Annotated in this window: 19 protein-coding genes; 6 read left to right on the forward strand and 13 right to left on the reverse strand. The window is 68.2% G+C overall.

Annotation, left to right across the window (positions count from 1 at the left end; all coding sequences use genetic code 11):
* Positions 1–22: 22 nt before the first annotated feature.
* Both ABD116_RS37095 and ABD116_RS37100 read right to left on the reverse strand, forming a co-directional pair.
* Complete coding sequence (locus ABD116_RS37095; RefSeq protein ID WP_343981834.1) at positions 23–844, reverse strand: ABC transporter permease; 822 nt, start codon at positions 842–844, stop codon at positions 23–25.
* Complete coding sequence (locus ABD116_RS37100; protein WP_343981837.1) at positions 841–1,827, reverse strand: ATP-binding cassette domain-containing protein; 987 nt, start codon at positions 1,825–1,827, stop codon at positions 841–843. The genes ABD116_RS37095 and ABD116_RS37100 overlap by 4 nt, the downstream gene beginning before the upstream one ends.
* Positions 1,828–1,984: 157 nt before the next feature.
* Here ABD116_RS37100 and ABD116_RS37105 point away from each other — a divergent pair, with 157 nt between their 5' ends.
* Complete coding sequence (locus ABD116_RS37105) at positions 1,985–2,359, forward strand: peptidase inhibitor family I36 protein (RefSeq protein ID WP_343981840.1); 375 nt, start codon at positions 1,985–1,987, stop codon at positions 2,357–2,359.
* Positions 2,360–2,419: 60 nt separating this feature from the next.
* Here ABD116_RS37105 and ABD116_RS37110 read toward each other — a convergent pair whose 3' ends face one another.
* Together ABD116_RS37110 and ABD116_RS37115 are read right to left on the reverse strand one after the other, a co-directional pair.
* Positions 2,420–3,763, reverse strand: coding sequence for an MFS transporter (locus ABD116_RS37110; protein WP_343981843.1), 1,344 nt, complete (start codon positions 3,761–3,763; stop codon positions 2,420–2,422).
* Entirely contained in the window at positions 3,760–4,506 is a 747-nt protein-coding gene (locus ABD116_RS37115; protein WP_343981846.1) for a GntR family transcriptional regulator, read from the reverse strand. The genes ABD116_RS37110 and ABD116_RS37115 overlap by 4 nt, the downstream gene beginning before the upstream one ends.
* Positions 4,507–4,746: 240 nt before the next feature.
* On the opposite strand from ABD116_RS37115, the gene ABD116_RS37120 reads away from it, so the two are divergent.
* Positions 4,747–6,198, forward strand: a complete 1,452-nt coding sequence (locus ABD116_RS37120) for a S8 family peptidase (RefSeq protein WP_343981849.1) — start codon at positions 4,747–4,749, stop codon at positions 6,196–6,198.
* A gap of 79 nt (positions 6,199–6,277) precedes the next feature.
* On the opposite strand, the gene ABD116_RS37125 is transcribed toward ABD116_RS37120, so the two are convergent.
* The 4 genes from ABD116_RS37125 to ABD116_RS37140 all read right to left on the reverse strand — a co-directional run bounded on the left by ABD116_RS37125 (position 6,278) and on the right by ABD116_RS37140 (position 11,584).
* Positions 6,278–7,681, reverse strand: a complete 1,404-nt coding sequence (locus ABD116_RS37125) for a dihydrolipoamide acetyltransferase family protein (protein ID WP_343981852.1) — start codon at positions 7,679–7,681, stop codon at positions 6,278–6,280.
* Positions 7,681–8,658: an alpha-ketoacid dehydrogenase subunit beta gene (locus tag ABD116_RS37130; protein WP_343981855.1), complete on the reverse strand. Its 978-nt coding sequence runs from the start codon at positions 8,656–8,658 to the stop codon at positions 7,681–7,683. The genes ABD116_RS37125 and ABD116_RS37130 overlap by 1 nt, the downstream gene beginning before the upstream one ends.
* A 1-nt stretch (position 8,659) precedes the next feature.
* Positions 8,660–9,820 (reverse strand): pyruvate dehydrogenase (acetyl-transferring) E1 component subunit alpha, encoded by a 1,161-nt coding sequence (gene pdhA / locus ABD116_RS37135; RefSeq protein ID WP_343981858.1) that lies wholly within the window; start codon positions 9,818–9,820, stop codon positions 8,660–8,662.
* Positions 9,821–10,186: 366 nt separating this feature from the next.
* Positions 10,187–11,584 carry a phytase gene (locus tag ABD116_RS37140; protein WP_343981861.1) on the reverse strand — a complete coding sequence of 466 codons (1,398 nt, stop codon included), beginning with the start codon at positions 11,582–11,584 and terminating at the stop codon, positions 10,187–10,189.
* A gap of 132 nt (positions 11,585–11,716) precedes the next feature.
* On the opposite strand from ABD116_RS37140, the gene ABD116_RS37145 reads away from it, so the two are divergent.
* Together ABD116_RS37145 and ABD116_RS37150 are read left to right on the forward strand one after the other, a co-directional pair.
* Complete coding sequence (locus tag ABD116_RS37145; RefSeq protein ID WP_343981864.1) at positions 11,717–12,664, forward strand: EamA family transporter; 948 nt, start codon at positions 11,717–11,719, stop codon at positions 12,662–12,664.
* A gap of 523 nt (positions 12,665–13,187) precedes the next feature.
* Positions 13,188–13,781, forward strand: coding sequence for a hypothetical protein (locus ABD116_RS37150; protein WP_343981867.1), 594 nt, complete (start codon positions 13,188–13,190; stop codon positions 13,779–13,781).
* Positions 13,782–14,032: 251 nt separating this feature from the next.
* On the opposite strand, the gene ABD116_RS37155 is transcribed toward ABD116_RS37150, so the two are convergent.
* The 5 genes from ABD116_RS37155 to ABD116_RS37175 form a co-directional block, all read right to left on the reverse strand.
* The gene (locus ABD116_RS37155; protein WP_343981870.1) at positions 14,033–14,776 is read right to left on the reverse strand and encodes an SDR family NAD(P)-dependent oxidoreductase; all 744 of its coding nucleotides are present in this window, start codon (positions 14,774–14,776) and stop codon (positions 14,033–14,035) included.
* On the reverse strand, positions 14,773–15,852 hold the full coding sequence (gene hisC / locus ABD116_RS37160; RefSeq protein WP_343981873.1) for a histidinol-phosphate transaminase: 1,080 nt from the start codon (positions 15,850–15,852) through the stop codon (positions 14,773–14,775). Before hisC ends, ABD116_RS37155 begins: the two co-directional genes overlap by 4 nt.
* A 193-nt stretch (positions 15,853–16,045) precedes the next feature.
* Complete coding sequence (locus ABD116_RS37165) at positions 16,046–16,918, reverse strand: dimethylarginine dimethylaminohydrolase family protein (RefSeq protein WP_343981876.1); 873 nt, start codon at positions 16,916–16,918, stop codon at positions 16,046–16,048.
* 146 nt (positions 16,919–17,064) lie between these two features.
* Positions 17,065–17,679 carry a PEGA domain-containing protein gene (locus ABD116_RS37170; protein WP_343981879.1) on the reverse strand — a complete coding sequence of 205 codons (615 nt, stop codon included), beginning with the start codon at positions 17,677–17,679 and terminating at the stop codon, positions 17,065–17,067.
* A 30-nt stretch (positions 17,680–17,709) separates the two neighbouring features.
* Positions 17,710–19,332 (reverse strand): phage tail tip lysozyme, encoded by a 1,623-nt coding sequence (locus ABD116_RS37175; RefSeq protein ID WP_343981882.1) that lies wholly within the window; start codon positions 19,330–19,332, stop codon positions 17,710–17,712.
* A gap of 152 nt (positions 19,333–19,484) precedes the next feature.
* On the opposite strand from ABD116_RS37175, the gene ABD116_RS37180 reads away from it, so the two are divergent.
* Both ABD116_RS37180 and ABD116_RS37185 read left to right on the forward strand, forming a co-directional pair.
* Complete coding sequence (locus tag ABD116_RS37180) at positions 19,485–20,153, forward strand: GntR family transcriptional regulator (RefSeq protein WP_343981885.1); 669 nt, start codon at positions 19,485–19,487, stop codon at positions 20,151–20,153.
* A 92-nt stretch (positions 20,154–20,245) separates the two neighbouring features.
* Positions 20,246–20,632 carry a phage holin family protein gene (locus ABD116_RS37185; RefSeq protein ID WP_343981888.1) on the forward strand — a complete coding sequence of 129 codons (387 nt, stop codon included), beginning with the start codon at positions 20,246–20,248 and terminating at the stop codon, positions 20,630–20,632.

Here is a 20,632-nt window from a genome sequence, read left to right on the forward strand (position 1 = left end):
GGCCGGCGCTGTTTCAGTTGGCTCAGACCCGTCGGCGGTAGGCGCGGAGGGCGAGGGGGGCGAAGACCGCGACTACTCCGGCCATGAAGGCGAAGGTGATCAGCAGGGGCTTCTGGATGTCGCCGCCGAGCATCAGGCCGCGCATCGCGTCGACCAGGTAGGTGATCGGGTTGATCTTCACCCACGACTGCATGAAGTGCGGCAACGTGCTCGCGTCGACGAAGACGTTGCTGCCGAAGGTCAGCGGGAACATCACCAGGAACGCGACGCCCTGGACACCCTGGGCCGTCTTCATCGTCAGCCCGAGCCAGACCCACACCCAGCACAGCGCCAGCGCGAAGGTGAGCACCAGCAGGCAGGCGAGTACGCCGTACAGGATGCCGTTCTCGAACCGGAAGCCGAGGGCGAAACCGGTCGCCATCAAGATCACGACCGAGGTCAGGTACCGGATCGTGTCGCCGAGGACCGCACCGACCAGCGGCGAGATCCGCGAGATCGGCAGGCTGCGGAACCGGTCGAAGACGCCCTTGGCGAAGTCGTCGTTCAGCCCGACGCCGGTGCCCATCGTCGAGAACACCACCGACTGCACCATCACGCCGGGCAGCAACGTCGGCAGGTAGTCGTGCCACGTGCCGCCGGTCTTCGCGACGACCGCGCCACCGAAGACGAACAGGAACAGCAGGAGGAAGATGATCGGCTGGAACGTCACGTCGGCCAGCGCTTCGGGGTTCTGCCGGATCCGGACGATGTTGCGCCAGGCCAGCGTCAGGCTCTGCTCGACCCAGGCGAACGGCTTGGACCGGCGGGCCGCATGGGCGGGTACTTCGAGTGTCGCGGTACTCATCGGACCGCTCCTTCCAGGACGTCGGCGGGCGATTCTTCGGCGGCATGCCCGGTCAGCGCGAGGAAGACCTCGTCCAGGCTCGGCAGCCGCAGGGACAGTTCGGTGACGGCGATCCCGGCCTCGTCGAGCCGGCGGACCACCACCGGCATCGACGTACCGTCCGAGACGGGCACGCTGACGAGCGCGTTCACCACATCGACGGTCGGCCGGGTACCGACGGATTCGGAGACGATCGCGGCGACTCGCTCGAGGTGACCCGGCTCAGCAGGCCGTACGTCGAGCGACTGCTTGCCCGCCTGCGCCTTGAGCTCGGCCGGCCGCCCCTCAGCGACCACCCGGCCCTTGTCGAACACCAGCAGCGAGTCGGCCAGCGCGTCGGCCTCTTCCAGGTACTGCGTAGTCAGCAGCACCGTCGTACCGTCGAGGACCAGGTTGCGGATGGTGTCCCACACCCCGTTGCGGGCGTGCGGGTCGAGGCCGGTGGTCGGCTCGTCCAGGTACAGGATGCTCGGGTTGCCGACCAGGCTCGCGGCCAGGTCGAGACGGCGGCGCATACCACCGGAGTACGTCTTGGCGATCCGATCCCCTGCGTCGGACAGCTCGAAACGGTCCAGCAGCTCGTTCGCCCGCGCCTTGGCCTGAGCCCGCGGCAGCCCGAGCAGCCGGCCGATCATCACCAGGTTGCGGCGCCCGGACATGTCCTCGTCAACCGAGGCGTACTGCCCGGTCAGCCCGATGATCTCGCGGACTCGCGGCGCCTGCCGGATGACGTCGAACCCGCCGACGGTCGCATGCCCGGCATCCGGCCGCAGCAGCGTCCCAAGAATCCGGACCGCCGTGGTCTTGCCCGCGCCGTTCGGCCCGAGGACCCCGAGCACAGTGCCGGTCGGCACCGTCAGGTCCACGCCGTCCAGCGCGGTAGTACTGCCATATTTCTTGACCAGACCCTCGGCCGAGATGGCGACGTTGGTATCGGTGGACATCGGTTCCTCCCAGATGAGTGCTACTGGAACCACCGTGCACTCACCCGCTGACAGGCCCCTGGCACTGGACTGAGAGCCCATGACAGCGCGTGCCAGCCGCTGACCTGCGCGCCGTGTAACTTCGCTCGGACGCCCACCCTGAACAGGAGTTCCTGAGTTGCGACTCACCAGAACACTCGCAGTGACCGCCGCCGTCGCCTCGGTCGTAGCCCTCGGCACGATCCCGGCCCAGGCCGCCACCGGCTACGCGCGCTGCCCCGCCAACCGCTTCTGCGTCTTCACCGGCACGAACGGTAGCGGCGTGATGGCCTACTTCAACGACGCCGGCGACCCGAACCTCGCCGACACGTCCGGGCCGCGGGGGATGAACAACAACATCGAGAGCATCTGGAACCGCCGCGGCAGCGAGTGGGGTCTGTACAACGACGCCAACTACCGCGGTGGCCTGACGCTGATCCTGACCGGCGCCAAGGGCAACATCGAGGCGCGGTACCGCAACCTGGCCACCTCGGTCGAGGACATCCGCGGCTGACGCTGCCCCGCGGACCGGGCCCGGAGCGATTGTTCGCTCCGGGCCCGTTGCCTGTCGCGGTCAGCTGACCTTGGTGAGCTCTGCGGTGTCGGCCTTCAACGGGACGATCTGGTTGGCGCGGAGCGCTTCGTAGACGTCTGGGTTGTAGCGGGCCAGCGTCGCGCGCGCTCGGCGGCGGTAGCGGAGGATCTGGATGGTACCGATCGTCCACAGCACGTACTGGAACGCCAGCGCGGTCTTGAAGTCGCCGAGGGTCTGCGGGGCACCGCCCGACGAGGCGTCGAGCAGGATGCCGACCATGCCGATACAGATCAGCATGGCGATGAAGCCGCCGGTGTTGACCATGCCGTTGGCCGCGCCGAAGCGGGTCGTCGGGTTGAAGGTCCGGGCGTAGTCCAGGCCCAGCATCGACCCAGGACCGCCGGCTGCCTGGACGACGATCAGCAGGAGCAGTACCGGCATCGGGGCCCGGCCGGGCCAGGCGAGCACGATGGTCCACATCAGCACCGAACCCGCGATCACGGCCAGCACGATCCAGGAACGGTAGAACGGGAACTTCGCGGCGTACCGGCCGACCAGCGGGCCGTAACAGAACCCGGCCAGCACGGGCAGGATCAGCATCGCCGCTGCCGTCGTAGGTGCGACGCCCTGTCCTTGGACCAGGAACGGGTAGCCCCAGAGCAGGCCGAACGTGCCACCCGAGAAGCTGGTGGTGAAGTGCGTCCAGAGGCCGAGGCGGGTGCCGGGCTCACGCCAGGCGCGGCGGAGGTTCCGGCGTACCAGGGAGAGGGGCTGCTTGGTCCGGTGTGGCGATACGTCGTACGGGCTGTCCTTGAGCAGGAACAGGACGGCCAGGCCAGCCACCAGGCTGAGGAGGCTCGCGCCGGCGAAGGTGGGCGTCCAGCCGAACGCGTGGAAGGCGGCGGCCATCGGCACCGTCGAGACGATCGCTCCGAGGCCACCGAGCATGCCGGTCACCTGCGACATCACCGGCTGCTTGAGCGCGGGGAACCACGACATCACCACGCGCAGCACGCTGATGAAGACCAGTGCGTCACCGACACCGAGCACCGCGCGGGCAGCGAGTGCCGCCGGGTAGGAGTCGACCAGGCTGAACGCCGACTGCGCCGCGAACAGGAGACCCGAGGCGGCGATCAGCAGTCGCTTGGAGCCGTACCGGTCCAGCAGGATGCCGACCGGCACCTGCATCGCGGCGTACACCGTCAGCTGGACGACGGTGAAGCTCGCCAGTGCGGAGGCGGAGATGTGGAAGCGCTCGGCCGCTTGCAGACCGGCCACGCTCATCGAGCCGCGGTGCAGCACGGTCACCAGGTAGGTGAAGACAGCAGTGGCCCACACCGCCCAGGCTCGCCGACCGCCCAGGGGGAAGAGGAGTTCGGTCACTGCCCGCCCCGCAGATCCGTCGCGGCGACGTGGATGTGGTCGATGACGAGCTCGCGGAAGCGCTTGGCGCTGTTGCCGCCGAGCGCGTCGATCATCTCCTGGTGCGCGGCGATGGACTTGTCCATCCGGGCCGGCTGCATCTCGATCCCGGGCACGCCCATCCGGACCTGCCGGTCGCGCAGGCTGTTGTAGAGCTTGGCCAGGATCTCGTTGCCCGCGGCACCGACGATTGCCTCGTGGAAGACCCGGTCGGCGACCAGGAAGGCCTTCGCGTCACCGGCCTTGCGGTGCGTGCGCATCTCCTGGACCAGCGGGACCAGCTTGTCGACCAGCTGCTTGCGGCGCGGCCAGACCTTCGCCGCGGCATGCGTCTCGATCAGCTCGCGCGCTTCCAGGACGTCGTTGACCTCCTGGGCCAGTACCGGCAGGACGAGCGCGCCCTTCTTCGGGTACAGCTTCACCAGGCCGGATTCCTCCAGCCGGAGCAGCGCCTCGCGGACCGGAGTACGGGAAACTCCGACCGCGGTGGCCAGCTCCCCCTCGGTCAGCAGCTCGTTACCCGGGTAGACCCGGTCGAGGATCGCTGCCTTCACATATGCGTAGACGCGCTCCGCCGCGGGGATCTTCTCCACCCCCGGCGCCGCGTCCGCGACTATCCGTGCGATCTCGGTCGTCTCGTCACCCAACACCAACCCGCTCACCGGCTCATCGCCGGGCACCCCGCTACCCACAACACCCCTCACGTCACGTATCTCTGTTGTATCTATGTTACACGCAACAGCACAAGCACTTGATTTCTTCCGTCCATGCCGCGGCGTTGCCGAGTTATCCACAGGTTGGTCCACAGATGTGGGGTGTTGTGGACAGGGCGCCCGGGGATGCAGGGTTTCCCCTGTCTTGTGGACAGTTGCGAGCGTTGCGGCGGGAAGCGTTCTAGAGTTCGGCCAGCGTTCCCGTCCAGATCGCCCGATGAGGAGATTGACTTGTCCGCACGCTCGCGTACCCGTCGGCTGAGCGCCGGCCTGGCCGTGGTGGCCCTGGCCTTCGCCGGCGCCGGCACCGCCGCCGCCCACGCCACCCCTGTCTCGGTGACCGGATCCGGCGCTGCCGCGGCCGAGCCGGGGATCCTGATGAACTACGTGGTGAACACCAAGCCGGTCGCGATCCACGTCGACCGCACCGAAGAGGCGATCAAGGCTGCCGGCGGCACCGTCGTCCAGTCGTACGAGGACCTCGGCGTGGTGATCGCCCAGTCGACCAACCCGAACTTCCGTACCGACGTGAAGCTCGGCAAGAACGGCAAGAGCGTCCAGACCGTCGGCGCGACCCGTACGGCCGCCGTCAAGGAGGGCCCGGTCGGCTCGGCCGCCAAGCCCGCCGCCACCAAGGGTCTGCTGGCCGGCGAGTCCGCCCCGGCGCTCGACCCGCGCGAGGGCGAGCAGTGGGACATGGTCCAGATCAAGGCGGACCAGGCCCACCAGCAGTCCGACGGCACCACCCGCGTGCTGGTCGGCATCAACGACTCCGGTGTGGACGACACGCACCCGGACCTGGCGCCCAACTTCGACGCCGCCGACTCGGTGAGCTGCAACAACAACGGTGTGCCGGACACCACGCCCGGCGCGTGGCGGCCGACCACCAGCGACCACGGCACCCACGTGGCCGGCACCGTCGCCGCCGCCCGCAACGGCGTCGGCATCGTCGGTGTCGCCCCGGGCGTCCGGATCGCGTCGGTGAAGGTCGTTAACGACGACGGCTTCATCTACCCGGAATACGCGATCTGTGGCTGGGTCTGGGCCGCCGAGCACAAGATGGACGTCACCAACCACAGCTACTTCATCGACCCGTTCGAGTTCTGGTGCAACGACGACGGTGACCAGGGCGCGGTCCAGGAGGCGGTCCGCCGGGCCGTCGCGTTCGCGACCGGCAAGGGCGTGCTCTCGGTCGCGGCCGCCGGCAACTCGAACTACGACCTGGCGAACAAGACCACCGACTCGGGCAGCCCGAACGACACCACCCCGGTGACCAGGACGATCAACAACGACTGCCTGGACCTGCCGACCGAGCTCCCCGGTGTCATCACGGTCGCCAGCACCACCCGGACGAAGGACCGCAGCGGCTTCTCCAACTTCGGCCTGAACAAGATCGACGTGGCCGCGCCGGGCAGCAGCATCCTGTCCACCATCCCCGGTGGCAAGTACGGCCTGAAGAGCGGTACCTCGATGGCGTCCCCGCACGTCACCGGCGTCGCCGCGCTGATCAAGTCGAACCGCCCGTGGCTGAAGCCGGCCGAGATCGAGAAGGCCCTGCGCACCGACGCCGACGACCAGGCCTGCCCGGCCGTAGTCGACGCCCGCTGCACCGGCACCACCGCCAACAACGCCTTCTTCGGCCAAGGCATCGTCGACGCCCTGGACGGCGTCAAGCGCTGGTAACCACCCCCCTCCCCTGAGGGCCGCACAGACAGAGAGAGGGGATCCCCCGCCCGGGATCCCCTCTCTCCTTTTTGTTGTCTCAGAACATCAGTGCGCGGGCTGGGTCTTCGAGGATGGCGGCTACGTCGGCGAGGAAGGTGGAGCCCTTTTCGCCGTCGATGAGGCGGTGGTCGAAGGAGAGGGCCAGGGTGGTGATCCAGCGGGGGACGATCTCGTCGTCCACCACCCAGGGCTGCTTGCGGACCGCGCCGAAGGCGAGGATCGCGGATTCGCCCGGGTTGATGATCGGCGTACCGGCGTCGACGCCGAAGACGCCGACGTTGGTGATCGTGAACGAGCCGCCGGCCTGGTCGGCCGGCTGGGTCTTGCCCTCGCGGGCGACGGCGACCAGGTCGTTCAGGGCGCCGCACAGCTCGGGCAGGGTGAGCGATTCGGCCGACTTGATGTTCGGCACGATCAGCCCGCGCGGGGTGGCTGCGGCGATGCCGAGGTTGACCGCGCTCTTGATCACGATCTCCTGGTTGGCCTCGTCCCAGGTGGCGTTGATGATCGGCGTACGCCGGGCCGCCAGGGTGACCGCCTTGGCGACGATCAGCAACGGCGAGACCCGCAGCTCCTTGAACGCCTTGTCCTTCTTGAGCCGCTCCACCAACTCCATCGTGGCGCTGACGTCGACGGTGATCCACTCGGTCACGTGCGGCGCGGTGAACGCACTGCTCACCATCGCCTGAGCCATCACCTTCACAACACCCTTGATCGGAATCCGGGTGTCTCCCTGCGCACTCACCACAGGAGCAGCAACAGCAACCTGAGCCGGCGCAGCCGAGGTGTGGTTCTCCACATCAGCCCGGGTAATCACTCCACCCGGCCCGGTGGCGATGACCTGCGCAAGATCAATCCCCAGATCCTTCGCAAGCTTCCGCACCGGCGGCTTGGCCAGCACATGCACCCGCGCCTCGTTGCCTCCGGCAACCTCGGCCAGGACTGGGGCCGGGGCGGGTGCGACCGGCTCGTTTACTACAGCGGTGACCTGAGCCGGAGCCGCCGGGGTCGGCATGGCCAGGCCTTCGGCCGGCCCGCCTGCTCCGCCCTTGCGGGGGCGGCGTTTTGCTTCGGTGGTTTTGGGGCCGTAGCCGACCAGGACGGCGGTGCGGCCGCCGGGGGCGGTGCCGCCGATCTTGCCGGGTTCGATGGCGTCTTCGTCCGGGATGGACGGGACGAGGTCTTCGGGGCTGCCTGCGTCCTCGGTCTGGACGGAGATGATCGGCGTACCGACGTCGACGGTCTCGCCCTCCGGTACCAGGAGCTCGGCGACGACGCCGGCGAACGGAACCGGGAGTTCGACCAGGGACTTGGCGGTCTCGATCTCGACGACGGTGTCGTTGAGTTTGACCGTGTCGCCGACCTTGACCTTCCAGCTGACGATCTCGGCCTCGACCAGGCCTTCTCCCACATCCGGGAGGCGGAACTGCTGGATGCCCATCAGTACCCCATCACCCGGTCGACGGCGTCGAGTACCCGGTCCAGGTCGGGCAGGTACTCCTCCTCCATCCGCGACGGCGGATAGGGGGTGTCGAAGCCGGTGACCCGCAGTACCGGCGCCTCGAGGTGGTAGAAGCACTCCTCGCTCACCCGCGCCGCGACCTCCGACCCCGGGCCGAGCGACAACGGCGCCTCGTGCACGACGACAGCGCGCCGGGTCTTCTTGACCGACGCGAAGATCGTCGCCAGGTCCAGCGGCGCGATCGAGCGCAGGTCGACGACCTCCAGGTTGCGCCCGTCCTCGAGCGCCGCCTCGGCCGCCTGCAGACAGGTCTTCACCATCGGGCCGTAGCAGAACAGCGTCGCGTCGGTGCCTTCGCGGACCACCTTCGCCTTGAACAGCGGGTACGCCGCCCCGGCGCTCTCGTCCAGCTCCGCCTTCTCGTGGTACCGGCGCTTCGGCTCGAAGAACACCACCGGGTCGTCGGTCGCGATCGCCTGCTGGATCATCCAGTACGCATCGACCGGGTCGCCGGCCGCGACCACCTTGAGACCCGGGACGTGCGCGAACAGCGTCTCCGGCGACTCCGAGTGGTGCTCGACCGCGCCGATGCCGCCGCCGAACGGGATCCGGATCACGATCGGCATCTTCAGCTTGCCCATCGACCGGTAGTGCATCTTGGCGACCTGGTTGATGATCTGGTCGTACGCCGGGAAGACGAACCCGTCGAACTGGATCTCGCAGACCGGCCGGTAGCCGCGCAGCGCCAGGCCGACCGCGGTGCCGATGATGCCGGACTCGGCCAGCGGGGTGTCGATCACCCGGTCCTCGCCGAAGTCCTTCTGCAGTCCTTCGGTGACCCGGAAGACGCCGCCGAGCTTGCCGATGTCCTCACCCATGATCAGGACCTTCGGGTCCTTCTCCATGGCGGCCCGCAGGCCCTGGTTGATGCCCTTGCCCAGGCTGATCTTGGTCATCTCAGCGCTCCCCTTCGAAAGAGGCCGCGTACGCGTCGTACTGCGCCTGCTGCTCGGCCAGTTGCGGGGTCTTCTCCACGTAGGCGTGCTCGAAGAAGTCGGTCATCTTCGGGTCGGGCATCGCCAGGCAGCCCGCGCGCAGCGTGGCGGCGACCTGGTCGGCCTCGGCCTCGATCTGCTCGAAGAACTCGTGCTCGACACCGATCGAGCGGGCCAGGTAGGCCTTCACGCGCTCGATCGGGTCCTTCAGCTTCCAGTACTCCAGGTCCTCCGACAGCCGGTACTTCGTCGGGTCGTCGGAGGTGGTGTGGGCGCCCATCCGGTACGTGTACGCCTCGACCAGCGTCGGGCCGCTGCCCTCACGAGCGCGCTTGAGCGCCTGCTGGGTGACGGCGTACGTCGCCAGTACGTCGTTGCCGTCGACGCGGACGCCGGGGAAACCGAAGCCGGCCGCGCGCTGGTACAGCGGGATCCGGGTCTGCCGGTCGATCGGCTCCGAGATGGCCCACTGGTTGTTCTGACAGAAGAACACCACCGGCGCGTTGAAGACCGAGGCGTAGATGAAGGCCTCGTTCACGTCGCCCTGGCTGGACGCGCCGTCGCCGAAGTACGCGATCGTCGCCTCGCCGTTCTCGTCGCCGACCGCGTGGTCGCGCTGCTGGCCCATCGCGTACCCGGTCGCGTGCAGCGTCTGGGCGCCGATCACGATCGTGTACAGGTGGAAGTTGTTGTCGCGCGGGTCCCAGGCGCCCTGGTCGACGCCGCGGAACAGGCCGAGCAGGTTCAGCGGGTTCACGCCCTTGCACCAGGCGACGCCGTGCTCGCGGTAGGTCGGGAAGACCATGTCGTTGGTGTGCAGCGCGCGGCCGGAGCCGATCTGGGCGGCCTCCTGGCCCAGCAGCGAGGCCCACAGGCCCAGCTCGCCCTGCCGTTGTAGCGCGGTCGCCTCGGTGTCGATCCGGCGAACCATGACCATGTCGCGGTAGAAGCCCTTGATCGCCTCGTCGTCGAGGTCGAACGAGTAGTCCGGGTGCTCGACGCGCTCACCTTCCGGCGTCAGCAGCTGGACGAACTCGACCTCCTCGGAGGCCTGGGAGGGACTGACCGGCGCCTCGACGGGCGCGAACACTTCCGGGGCAAGGCCCGGCACCGACTCACTCACATGCACTCCTCGGGTTCGAGCGCGGGATCGCCGCGACCGCAACTTTGCACGGGCCCCGGCCCAGCCAGCCGGGTGAGGCTTCGCAGGCGGGACCGCGTGGATCCAGGTTGATGCAGGGTGGTACTCACCGCTCGGCAGTGAACCTCCTCACTGGTATCACTGCCCATCTTGCCGGACACCGTACCCAGCAGGTTGCTGTTGCGCTAACTGTCTGGACGCGGACTTGTACGGCGGTACCGAAAGCCGTCTCGCGATGAGACACCAGTCCAGCCACTGGTCATATCTCTGACCGTCGTCAGGCTTAAATCGCTGCCTCGTGACCGCATCGAGAGGTTTCGTGCGATCTGCGTCACAAACCGGTCTCGATCAGGGCAATTGCTCCAGGCGTACCAGTTTGAAGTTGGTCCCCTCCCGGTCGCCGTCACCGGGGGTGTTCTCGCCGTCATGCACGGCGAGCAGGCCGTGCGGGAAGAGCGGACCGAGCGGCTTGGCGGTGACCGCGGCACCGTCACTGTGTTGTACGCCGTCCGCGGCCGCACCGTCGACCACCTTGAAACCGTTGCGGTAGTCGAGGCCCTTCGCGGTGATCCGGTAGCCGGCGAAGGTGGAGTCGCCCTGGCTCGACGCGTAGAGGGTCTTGGCGGCCCCGCGGTAGGCGATCGTCAGCCCTTCCGCGTCGGCGCTGAGGTGCTGGCCGCCGTCCTTGGAGACCGGGCCGGTGGGCGCGCACTCCTCGGTGTGCTCGTCGTATGCCCCGGGCCGGCCGAATTCCCGGGTCTTCTCCAGCAGCGCGGGCCGGCCCGCCAGCGGTACTCGCCAGATGCCGACGTCTTCCTGAGCGGCGTACAAGGTGCCCGTCGTCTGGTCGAAGACCATGCCCTCGACCTGCGGGCGGTCGCCCGGGTCCTCACACGGTGACCAGGTCGAACCGTTGGACAACCGGAAGGTCGAGGGCAGGTCGAGCTGCTTCACGGCCTGGTAGCCGATCTTGCCCGTGCTGTCGGCGACCAGCCGGAAGAAACCGATCCGCGTCTCACTGCGACGGCTGACGGCGACGAACGCCTGACCACCGAGATTCAGAGCGGCGACACCGTACGCCGTGCGCTGCTCCTCGACCTCCGCGTCGTCCTTACTGAACACGAGAGGAGCGGTGGGACTCGTGACGTCGGTCAGCACCTTGTCCTTGGCATCCGACCCGCGCTGGTCGACCGCGTACACCCGCAGCCGGTCCAGCCCCCGATCGCTCACCACAGCCAGATCCCGCCGCTTCCCTCCGACGGACACCCCAGTAACAAGGTCAACGTTGTTGAACCGCCCCTCCGGCGCAGTAGCCACACGCTGCAACTCCCGGCCGCTCAGATCGAAGACAGTCAACCCGCCGTTCTTCAACGTCCCCAACACCACACTCTTAGCCGCCCGATGCGGGTTGACCCAGATGGCCGGATCATCCGCATTCGCATCCCCACCGGCTTCGTCATCCCAGTTAGCCGCCGTCTCCGCGACAGCGCGAACCTCCGCCAACCGCGGCTGCTGGCCGGAGGACCGAACAGCGACTGCCGAGCTATCGGCCAGCCCGGACAGCGCTGCCGCCGCGGCCTGCCCGGATCGCTGCGCCGCCAGCGCGGCTCGCGGCGGAGCCGCGGCAGACGCGCCCACCACCAGGGGCGGCGCCTCTCGCACCTCTTCTTTCTGGGCCGATGCCGAAGGCGAGGCGAGGGCTGTTGAGGCGGCGGCCGTCAGCAGGACGGCTAGTGGGATGCGCATGGGGTCAGGATCGGGGGTGGGGGTGACGGGTGGCCGACCAGCAGGTGAAAAGTGGCTTGTGGGGTGGTGTGGGGCGGGGCTAGTGTCAGCATCGTTCTTGTGTTTGACCCATGACAACCGAGGAGAACCGCGATGACCGCCGCCGCGCCAGCGCCCGCAGTACTGCCGCAGGCCACCGCCAAGCCGGCCTCGGCGGCGATGATCTGGTCGGCTCTCGCGGTGGTCTACGTCGTCTGGGGGTCCACCTACCTCGGCATCCGGATCGTGGTCGAGGCGAAGATCCCGCCGATGCTCGGGATGGGTGCCCGCTTCCTGATCGCAGCCGTCCTGCTGGCCGCATTCCTCGCCATCAAGTCAGGCGTCACCCGGCTCCGCGTCACCCGCCGGGAGCTCCTCGGCGCGGCCGTGGTCGGCCTCCTGCTCCTTGCCCTGGGCAACGGCGCCGTCGCGATCGCGGAGAAGACAGTGCCCTCCGGTCTGTCCGCGCTCCTGGTCGCCGCCGTACCGCTCTGGCTGATGTTGCTCCGCGTCGGCGGCGGCGAGCGACCGCGTGCGCTGACCTGGCTCGGCGTACTGATCGGATTCACCGGTGCGGCCCTGCTCGCCCTCTCCGGCGGCGACACCAGCGCGAAACCGCTCTCGGTCGCGATCCTGGTCGCCGGCACGATCAGCTGGGCCGTCGGCTCCCGCTTCTCCCCGCGCCTCGGACTCCCCAAGGATCCGCTGGTAGCGACCCTGTACGAGATGGTCGCCGGCGGTACGGCGATGGTGCTGATCGGCGTACTGGCCGGAGAGCCCGGCCGGTTGCACCTCAGCGCGATCGAGCCGAAGGGCTGGATCGCCCTCGCCTACCTGGTCGTCTTCGGCTCACTGCTGGCGTACTCCGCCTACTCCTACCTACTGGCGAACGCGCCGATCTCCCTGATCGGCACCTACGCCTACGTGAACCCGGCCGTCGCGGTGCTGCTCGGGTGGCTGATCCTCAGCGAGCCGGTCACCGCCGAGATCATGCTCGGCGGCGCGATCGTCGTGGTCGGCGTCGCCCTGGTGGTCAGCGCCGAGCGGCGCCGCACCTCTTAGTACTCCGGAAAGAGAAGGACCCCTGGAAAGGGAAGAACCCGGGCTCCCATGGGGTGCCCGGGTCTCCCACCGCTGCCGATGCGCGCGGCAGCGGGTCCGTGTTGCCGAGCCGGCGCCATGCCCCGAAAAAACACGGCGCGAAACTCCGGCAATGATGCGTGACAATCCGTTTCGTCATGGTAATGCCATTTCGCCGGCCACCGAGCCCGCCGAAAATACCCCATGAATGACGGGCAATCGTTCGCCCGCGATCAGACAACGACGAAACCGCCGATCGGTTACGGCCCAGCGAAAACGAATACCGCTCACCTCCGGCGACCCGCCGATCGTCCCGCCTGGGCGACAAGTTGCCTGGTCAGAGACAGATTCCTGCTGCGGCAACGAACCCATCACTCGTCTGCTATGGCCTACCCCGGGATTCCCGCCTGAACCGAAAAAGGGGCGAAGAAATTTGTAACCCGCCCCACCAGGCGTCGTTACCCACTAAGACGAATCCGTCATACCCGAAAGGAAACCTCGCATAATGCAGGTAACACGCAAGATCGCCGCTGCAGCGGCAGTGGCGACCGTTGCCACGCTGGGCCTGGCCACCGTCGTCAGCGCGAACATGATCGACGACAGCACCTCCGGCGCCACCAGCGGTGTCACCGACGCCTCGGCGCTGAAGGGCTACGCCAAGGGCGGCAAGGTCTGGTACTTCGTTCGTCAGGGCGGCGGCCTGGTCAACGTCGACGACAACAACGTCGGCCCGTTCCAGGCTTGCCACAACGTCGCCGCGGTGGCCGGCGCCGGCGGTGCCGTGCCGGTCTCCGACATCGTCGGGATCGTCGGTCTGTTCAACGACGGCAACCACGCGACCGTCGTGAAGACCTGCGAGCAGGGCTCTTCGCAGAAGAACCACGGTGGCAAGTGGTACCGCGTTGGCGACGACGGCCTCGTGTCGGTCTCCCGCAACAACGTCGGCCCGTTCCAGGCCTGCCACAACGATGTCGCTGCCAGCGTTCTCGGCGGCGCTGTTCCGGTCAACTCGATCTCCGGTGTTCTGGGCCTGGGCAACAACGCCAACACCACGGACATCCTGAAGACCTGCGAGCAGGACTCCGAGCAGGACAACTGACCACTCCCTGGTCAGCAGTGATGATGGACACCGGACGGATCGCCTCGGTGGGGTGATCAACCGGTAGCAACACCTCGAAGCGGCATCGGGAAGCAAGCCTCACTATTTCCCGGTGCCGCTTCGCTGGCTCCAAGAGTTTCGGTACGACGATCGCCCGGCCCCCGTCCCAGCGGGGGCCGGGCGATTGCGTTGCCGCGACCCCGAGGCCAGGCGAGCCGGCGTCAGACGAACCCTCGGCCGGGAGGTCGTGATCAGGCGGGAAGATCCCGCAGGTCGAGCACCGACCCGGTCGGGTACTGCGCCTCGATGACGGCCCACAACCCGGCCGCGGCCTGCTCCGGTGTGGTCAGCCCGCCCGAGCGCTTGAGCTCACGGAACCGCTCGACAGCGGGGAACGCCTGCTCGTCCACAGCCCGGATCTCACCCTGCATCGCCGTGTCCACCACTCCCGGCGCCACCGCGATCACCCGGCAGCCCTTCACTGCACCGGCGCTCTCCCGCTCGATCGCCGCCTCCTCGAGCCCGACCGTCCGCACCCAGTGCTCGACAGCCGCCTTGCCCGCGTTGTACGCCGACCACCCCGGATAAGCCTTGGTCGCCGCACCCGACGACAGCATGACCAGCTGCCGCTCGCAGTCGAGCCCAGCAGTCGCCCGTAGAAAGGCCCGCCCGAGCATCTGCGGCGCCGCCGAGTTCAGCAGCACCGCCTGCGCATAAGCAGCGGCATCCACCGTCGCGGCCGATCCGATCGGTACGACCGTCCCTGCGTTGTGGACGAAGATCACCCGCTCGCCGTCGAACCCGGCCAGCTCCGCGGCGAAGTGCTCCTCGACCCGCACCCAGTCAGCGGGGTCCGCGAGATCCGCCGCGAAGTGCTCGACCACTCCACCCCTCCGGGACAGGTCGATCACTCGCGCGTCCGCGTACGGCGTACTGACCGCTAGTGCGGCCCCGATCCCGGCGGATGCGCCCGAGATCCAGATCAGGTTCCTCACTGGCGCCAGGCGCACGCGATCGTCAGGAAGAGGTCGTTGGCTTCACGCTCGCCGATGGTCACCCGGGCACCCTCGCCGGGGAACGGCCGGACCGAGACGCCCTCGGCCTGGACCGCCTCGGCGAAGGCCAGGGTCTCGTCGCCGAGCGGCATCCAGACGAAGTTCGCGTGCGTCTCGGGGACGTCCCAGCCGGCCGCGCGCAGCTCCCCGACGACGCGGGTCCGCTCGACCACGAGGGCCTCGACGCGGTCGAGCAGCTCCTTCTCCGCGCGCAACGACGCGACAGCGGCCGCCTGGGCGATCTCGCTGACGCCGAACGGCAGCGCGCACTTGCGGATCGCGGCGATCACCGGCGCGTGGCCGATCGCGTAGCCGATCCGGAAGCCGGCCAGCCCGTAAGCCTTCGAGAAGGTGCGCAGGACGACCACGTTCGGCCGGTCGCGGTACATCTCGGTGCAGTCGGGCGTCTCGGTGTCGCGGACGAACTCGCGGTAGGCCTCGTCGAGGACGACGAGCACGTTGCGCGGTACGGCGTCGAGGAACGCGACCAGCTCGTCGCGATGGACCACCGGGCCGGTCGGGTTGTTCGGCGTACAGACCATGACGACCTTCGTGCGGTCGGTGATGGCCGCTTCCATCGCCTTGAGGTCGTGCCGGGCGTCCTCGGTCAGCGGGACCTGGACGGAGGTCGCGCCGGTCAGCTGCACCGCGATCGGGTAGGCCTCGAACGACCGCCACGCGTAGACGACCTCATCGCCCTCGCCGCAAGCAGCCTGCAGCAGGTGGTAGAGCACCGCGACCGAACCCGTCCCGATGGCCAGGTCGGTGACCGGTACGTCGAACCGCTCGGACAGCGCCTCCAGCAACGGCAGAGCGCCCATGTCGGGGTACCGGTTCATGTTCCCGGCGGCCTCGGTGGCGGCGGCGAGCACACCCGGCAGCGGCGGATACGGGTTCTCGTTGCTGGACAGCTTGAACGACGGGCGCCCGTCGGTACGCTCCGGTGGCTTGCCCGGCTTGTACGCCGCGACGTCATCCAGCACGGAACGGAAGCGCACCTCGTCCTCAGCGGTCATGGCGGCAGGCTAGCTCCATCCCCGCCCGCTTAGAACCCCGTGATATCGGACTGGACAAATTGCTCAACCGAAGGCGGCCGGCCGCAGTCGACAGGCATCAAAATGGCCGGGCCGCCTGTCCAATCGTCCAGCAAACCAGCTGAACCATGAGCAGGCGCCCGGCCATCGATCCGGCCGTACCGGACTGCCGCGACTAGCTCGGCAGGACGACCTCGCCACCGGGAACGGCGATGGCGCTGAGGTCGAAGTCGAGGGGGTTGGTCATGCAGCGGGCCGAGCCGCCGCCCTTGTGGAACTCGGACAGGTCGAGGACGACCACGCGCAGGCCGAGGCCGGTCATGATGTCGCGAAGGCGCGGTGAGCAGGCGGGCATGATGATCGTCTCGTTGACCACCAGCGAGTTGCCGCTGAACGCGAACGCCTCCTCGTCGGTGAGCACGATCGGATCCGGCACGATGCCGAACAGCTCAGCCTGGCCGGCCGCGTCGAGAGCCGGCGGGTAGACCATCGCGTGGGTGCTGTCGACCGGGCAGAACGGCAGGTCGAGGTGGTACATGCCCTCGTGCTGGATGCGCAAGCCGCGGACCCGGATGCCCCACTCGGTCGCCAGGTGCTTGAGCGCCCCCGCCTCGGTGCGCGGGCCGTAGCCGACCACCAGGCTGTCCCCGAAGACGAACGCGTCGCCGGACTCGAAGTGCGGGCCGATGCCGTCGGCGCCGGTCCGCTTCAGCTCGAAGTCGTGGCCCATGAACCACTCGGCCGCGGTCAGCGACTCCTTGCGGCGCGGCTCGAACCGCATGTGCGACAGCATCGCCTTGCCCTGGGCGGTGGCGAAGCCGAGGTTCATCGCGTAGACCATGTCCGGCGAGTCGTCGCGCTGGGCCAGCACCTCGACCTCACCGCCGGCGTCGACGATGGCCTGCCGCAGCGAGTCCCACTGCTTGAGCGCCAGCTCCGGGTCGGGCTGGTCCTGGGTCGACATGTACGGATTGATCACGTAGTCGATCCGGAAATGATCCGGCCGGACCATCAGATAGCGGCGTCCCCACCCCAGCGGCTGACCCATGTGTTCACCTCGTTGACTCCGGACCGTCGAATTGACCGATCCCCTGATTGTCCGACAATCAGTCAGTGTGCAGGGCCGCCGAGATCGCGTCAACATGACTTACGCCTCGGCCGGCGGGAGTGCGTTCGCAGTACCGGGAAGCAGCCTCAGCCGGTGGTGTAGATCAGGTCCAGCGAGGCGGGATCCCAGCCGTTCCCGGTGATCCACTCGAGCGCCTCCTTCTTGCCGGAGGGGCCGTAGACCAGGATCTTCACCGAGATCGCCTCAGGATTCGTCGGATCCGATTTCGAGTTCTGGTAGGTCGCCTTGAAGTCGGGCCCGATGTACGGCAGCTGAGCCAGAATCGGGTACTTCGCCGCCAGCCGGGCCTGGATCTCGTCGTACCTGCGACCGGCCGCCGCTTCGGCCTCGCGCTCCTGCTCGGGGTTGTTCTTGCCCCACTCGACGCCGACCGGCCCGTTGGCGTAGAGGTACACCTCGACCGAGACCGGATCCGTGCCGCGCACGGTGAGGGTCTGCTCGTAGCTCTGGAAGCCGTCCCGCTTGGCCAGGAGCTGGTACGTCCCCGGCCGGACCTCGATGGTCCCGCTGGCGGCGATCGGCGCGCCGTTCAGCGTCAGGGTCAGGTCGTTCGGGATCGACTTCACGGTCAGCTCCGCCTTGGGATCGTGCCGCCAGATCAGGAATCCCCCGATCAGGACCACGATCACCAACAGGGCGACAGCGCCCATCACCAGCGTCCGCCGGCCGTCCTCCTCCATCAGCTGCTCCTGTTCCTCATCGGCGGGACGCTAGGACTTCTTCTCTGGCGGCTTGGGCTGGTTCTTCAGCCGGGCGACGGCGAATCCACCGGGCACGCCGACGTCGTAGGCATAGCCGGCCTGGGGCACGTGGCCGTTTCCCTTACCCGTCTCCAGCGAGCCGGAGACGGAGTTGTACTTGCCGTAGCTTCCGACGAACAGGTACGTGTGGCCGGGGCCGATGAAGATGTCCCCGGGCTGCAGCTGATCCATCGAGATCTTGTCGAACACGTCGTACTTGCCGGACGTTCGCAGGTACTGGTTCATGGTGTCCGTGCTCACGTCGGGGTAGTCGGGATCGGCACCGCTCATGTGCATCACCGTGGACACGAACCGGCCGCAGTCACTCCACACGTTGTACCCGTTCTCGCTGTTGAACTTCGGCAGCGCCTCCTGGTACGCCGGTGTCGCGTCGCTCTTGTTGTAGCCGTGCCCACCTTCGGGCCAGGCCAGCGAGATCGCCACCGCGGCGATGTTGCCACTGCCGGCCGCGCAGGCGGTCGCCGGCCCGGTCCCGGGCTTGCCCGGCTCGACGGCACCGCCACCGAAGGTGCTGAGCACCTGCCGGGCAGTGGCTTGGCGCCGCCCGTACTCGGGGTCGTTCGGGTTCGTCGTGAAGATCTCGAACTTGGCCGCGAAGGTGTAGGCCGCGTCGTCGACCGTCTTGGTCGCCTTCATCGCGGTCCCGACGGCCGGCAGCGGCACCTTGCCAGTGCCGTCGAGCTGGTGGATCAGGAAGTTGAGCTGGAACTCCAGCGTCTCGATCTGGCTGTCGGTGGCGCCCATCGAGCGGCCCGCGTTGATGACCTTGCTGGCCGGATACCACTGGACGATCCCCCAGGCCTTGTTGCCCAGCCCGACGGCCGTCGCGGCCGGCGTCTTCACGCCCGAGGTGGTGCCGTTGAGCCGTTGCGGCTCGACGCTCGACTCGTGGATCATGTTGCCGACCATGCCGGCGGCCTGCTCCTTGGTGTAGCCGCTCGAGACCAGGAAGTTGAACGCCTTCTCCTGGTTGGTGCCGCCGACCAGCGGTCCGCCTGCTCCGCCGCAACCACAGCCGCCCGCGCCCGGGGAGTCCGTCGTGCTGAAGAGCGTCGCCGGGTCGGTCTGCTTGAGGTCGGTGCCGTCCGATTCGGTAGCCGCCCAGACCTCGAAGTGCAGGTGGGCGCCACTCTTGCCCGGGGCGGCCTCGTCACCCTCGCCCACGGTCCCGATCACCTGGCCGCGGGTGACCGTGTCACCCTTCTTGACCGCCTTGGTGTCGAAGAACCGGTACCAGCTCTCCAGCCCCTTGTCGTGGCTGATCTTGATCCAGTCACCGGAGACCGACTTCACGTTGCCGGCCTCGACGGCGTACACCTTGCTGCCCTTGGCGATGACGAAGTCGACGCCCTTGTGGGTCTCGTCGCCCTCGTCGTCCCAGCCCTGGTCGGGGGTGTGGTTGTCGGTCGGCCAGGCCATCGACGTCTCGCTCGCGCCGGACGACGGGGTGCAGGCGGCCGCGCTGTCCATGCTGCTCAGCACGCCGACGATCATCGCGATCACGATGATCAGCGGCAGGAAGAACACGAGCATGACGCCACCGATGATCGGCAGTGCCTTGCTGTCACCCACGAGTGTCTCCTTGCTGGAGGGGCGGCCACTGCGTCAAAGACTGCCTGAAAACCAGGTCATTATGTCGAGAGTTATCCACAGGTTGGCCGCCGACCTGCTCGCCGCCGGGTGCCGAACGCGACAACGGCGGCTGACTGGACGACAATCGCTGCATGTACGAACGGCTGCGGGTGGACCGCTCGACCACGGTGGACCGGGTCGTCGACGCGCTCCGCGCCGCCCTCTTCTCGGGTGACCTCGAGCCCGGTACGCCGCTGCGCGAGCAGCCGCTGGCCGAGGCGCTCGGCGTCGCCCGCAGTACGGTCCGCGAAGCGATGACGATGCTGGTCACCGAGGGCCTCGCGGTCCGCGAACCGAACAAGGGCGTCAGCGTCGCCATCCTGCACCCGGCCGCGGTGGCGGACATCTGCCGCGCCCGGTTCGTGCTCGAGTCGGCCGGCATCAGGGCCTGGTTCGACGCCGACGAGCCGGCCCGCGAGCGGGTCCGCGCCGCGATGCGGACCTTCGCCGCGACCGCCAAGGAAGGCGCCGACCCCGAGGCGATGACCGAGACCCACCTGGCCATCCATCGCAGCCTGGTCGCCCTGACCGGCAGCGAGCGGCTGACCGCCACGGCCGACTCGATCACCGGCGAGGCGAGACTCGCGCTGGCCCGTGTCGACGCGCTGCGCCAGGACGCCAAGCAGCAGGTCGCCTCGCACCGCAAACTCGTCCGGCTGCTGGAGAAGGGCGAGCTCGACGAATGCGTCGAGGAGCTCCGCCGGCACCTGGCCGGCGCCGAGGAGTCCCTGCTCGAAGCCATCGCCACCCCGCCCTCCTGAAGTCACCTGTCTTCGGACGCACCGAAGCACCTGCCGGATCCGCGTACGGCGTGGGACGGGTGTGATGAACCCCGGGGTGGCAGGATCGACGTATGAAGAACTTGATCATCAAGTTGCTCGCCAACGCGGTCGCGCTGGCGGTTGCGAGCTGGGTCGTCAGCGGCATCACGCTGCAGGGATCGACCACCGGGCGCCGGGTGCTGACGCTGCTGATCGTTGCGGCCATCTTCGGGATCGTGAACGCGGTGGTGAAGCCGATCGCCAAGCTGATCTCGCTGCCGTTCATCATCCTGACGCTCGGCCTGCTGATCTTCGTGATCAACGCGTTGATGCTGCTGCTCACCTCGTGGATCACCGGCAAGCTCGACGTCCAGTTCCACGTGACCGGCTTCGGCGCCGCCCTGCTGGGCTCCCTGGTCATCACCCTGGTCGGCATGCTCCTCAACGCCGTGCTGCCCGACAAGGCCGAGATCAACTGA

It is taken from the genome of Kribbella koreensis (assembly GCF_039525325.1).
In the GTDB taxonomy this organism is placed as follows: Bacteria; Actinomycetota; Actinomycetes; order Propionibacteriales; family Kribbellaceae; genus Kribbella; species Kribbella koreensis.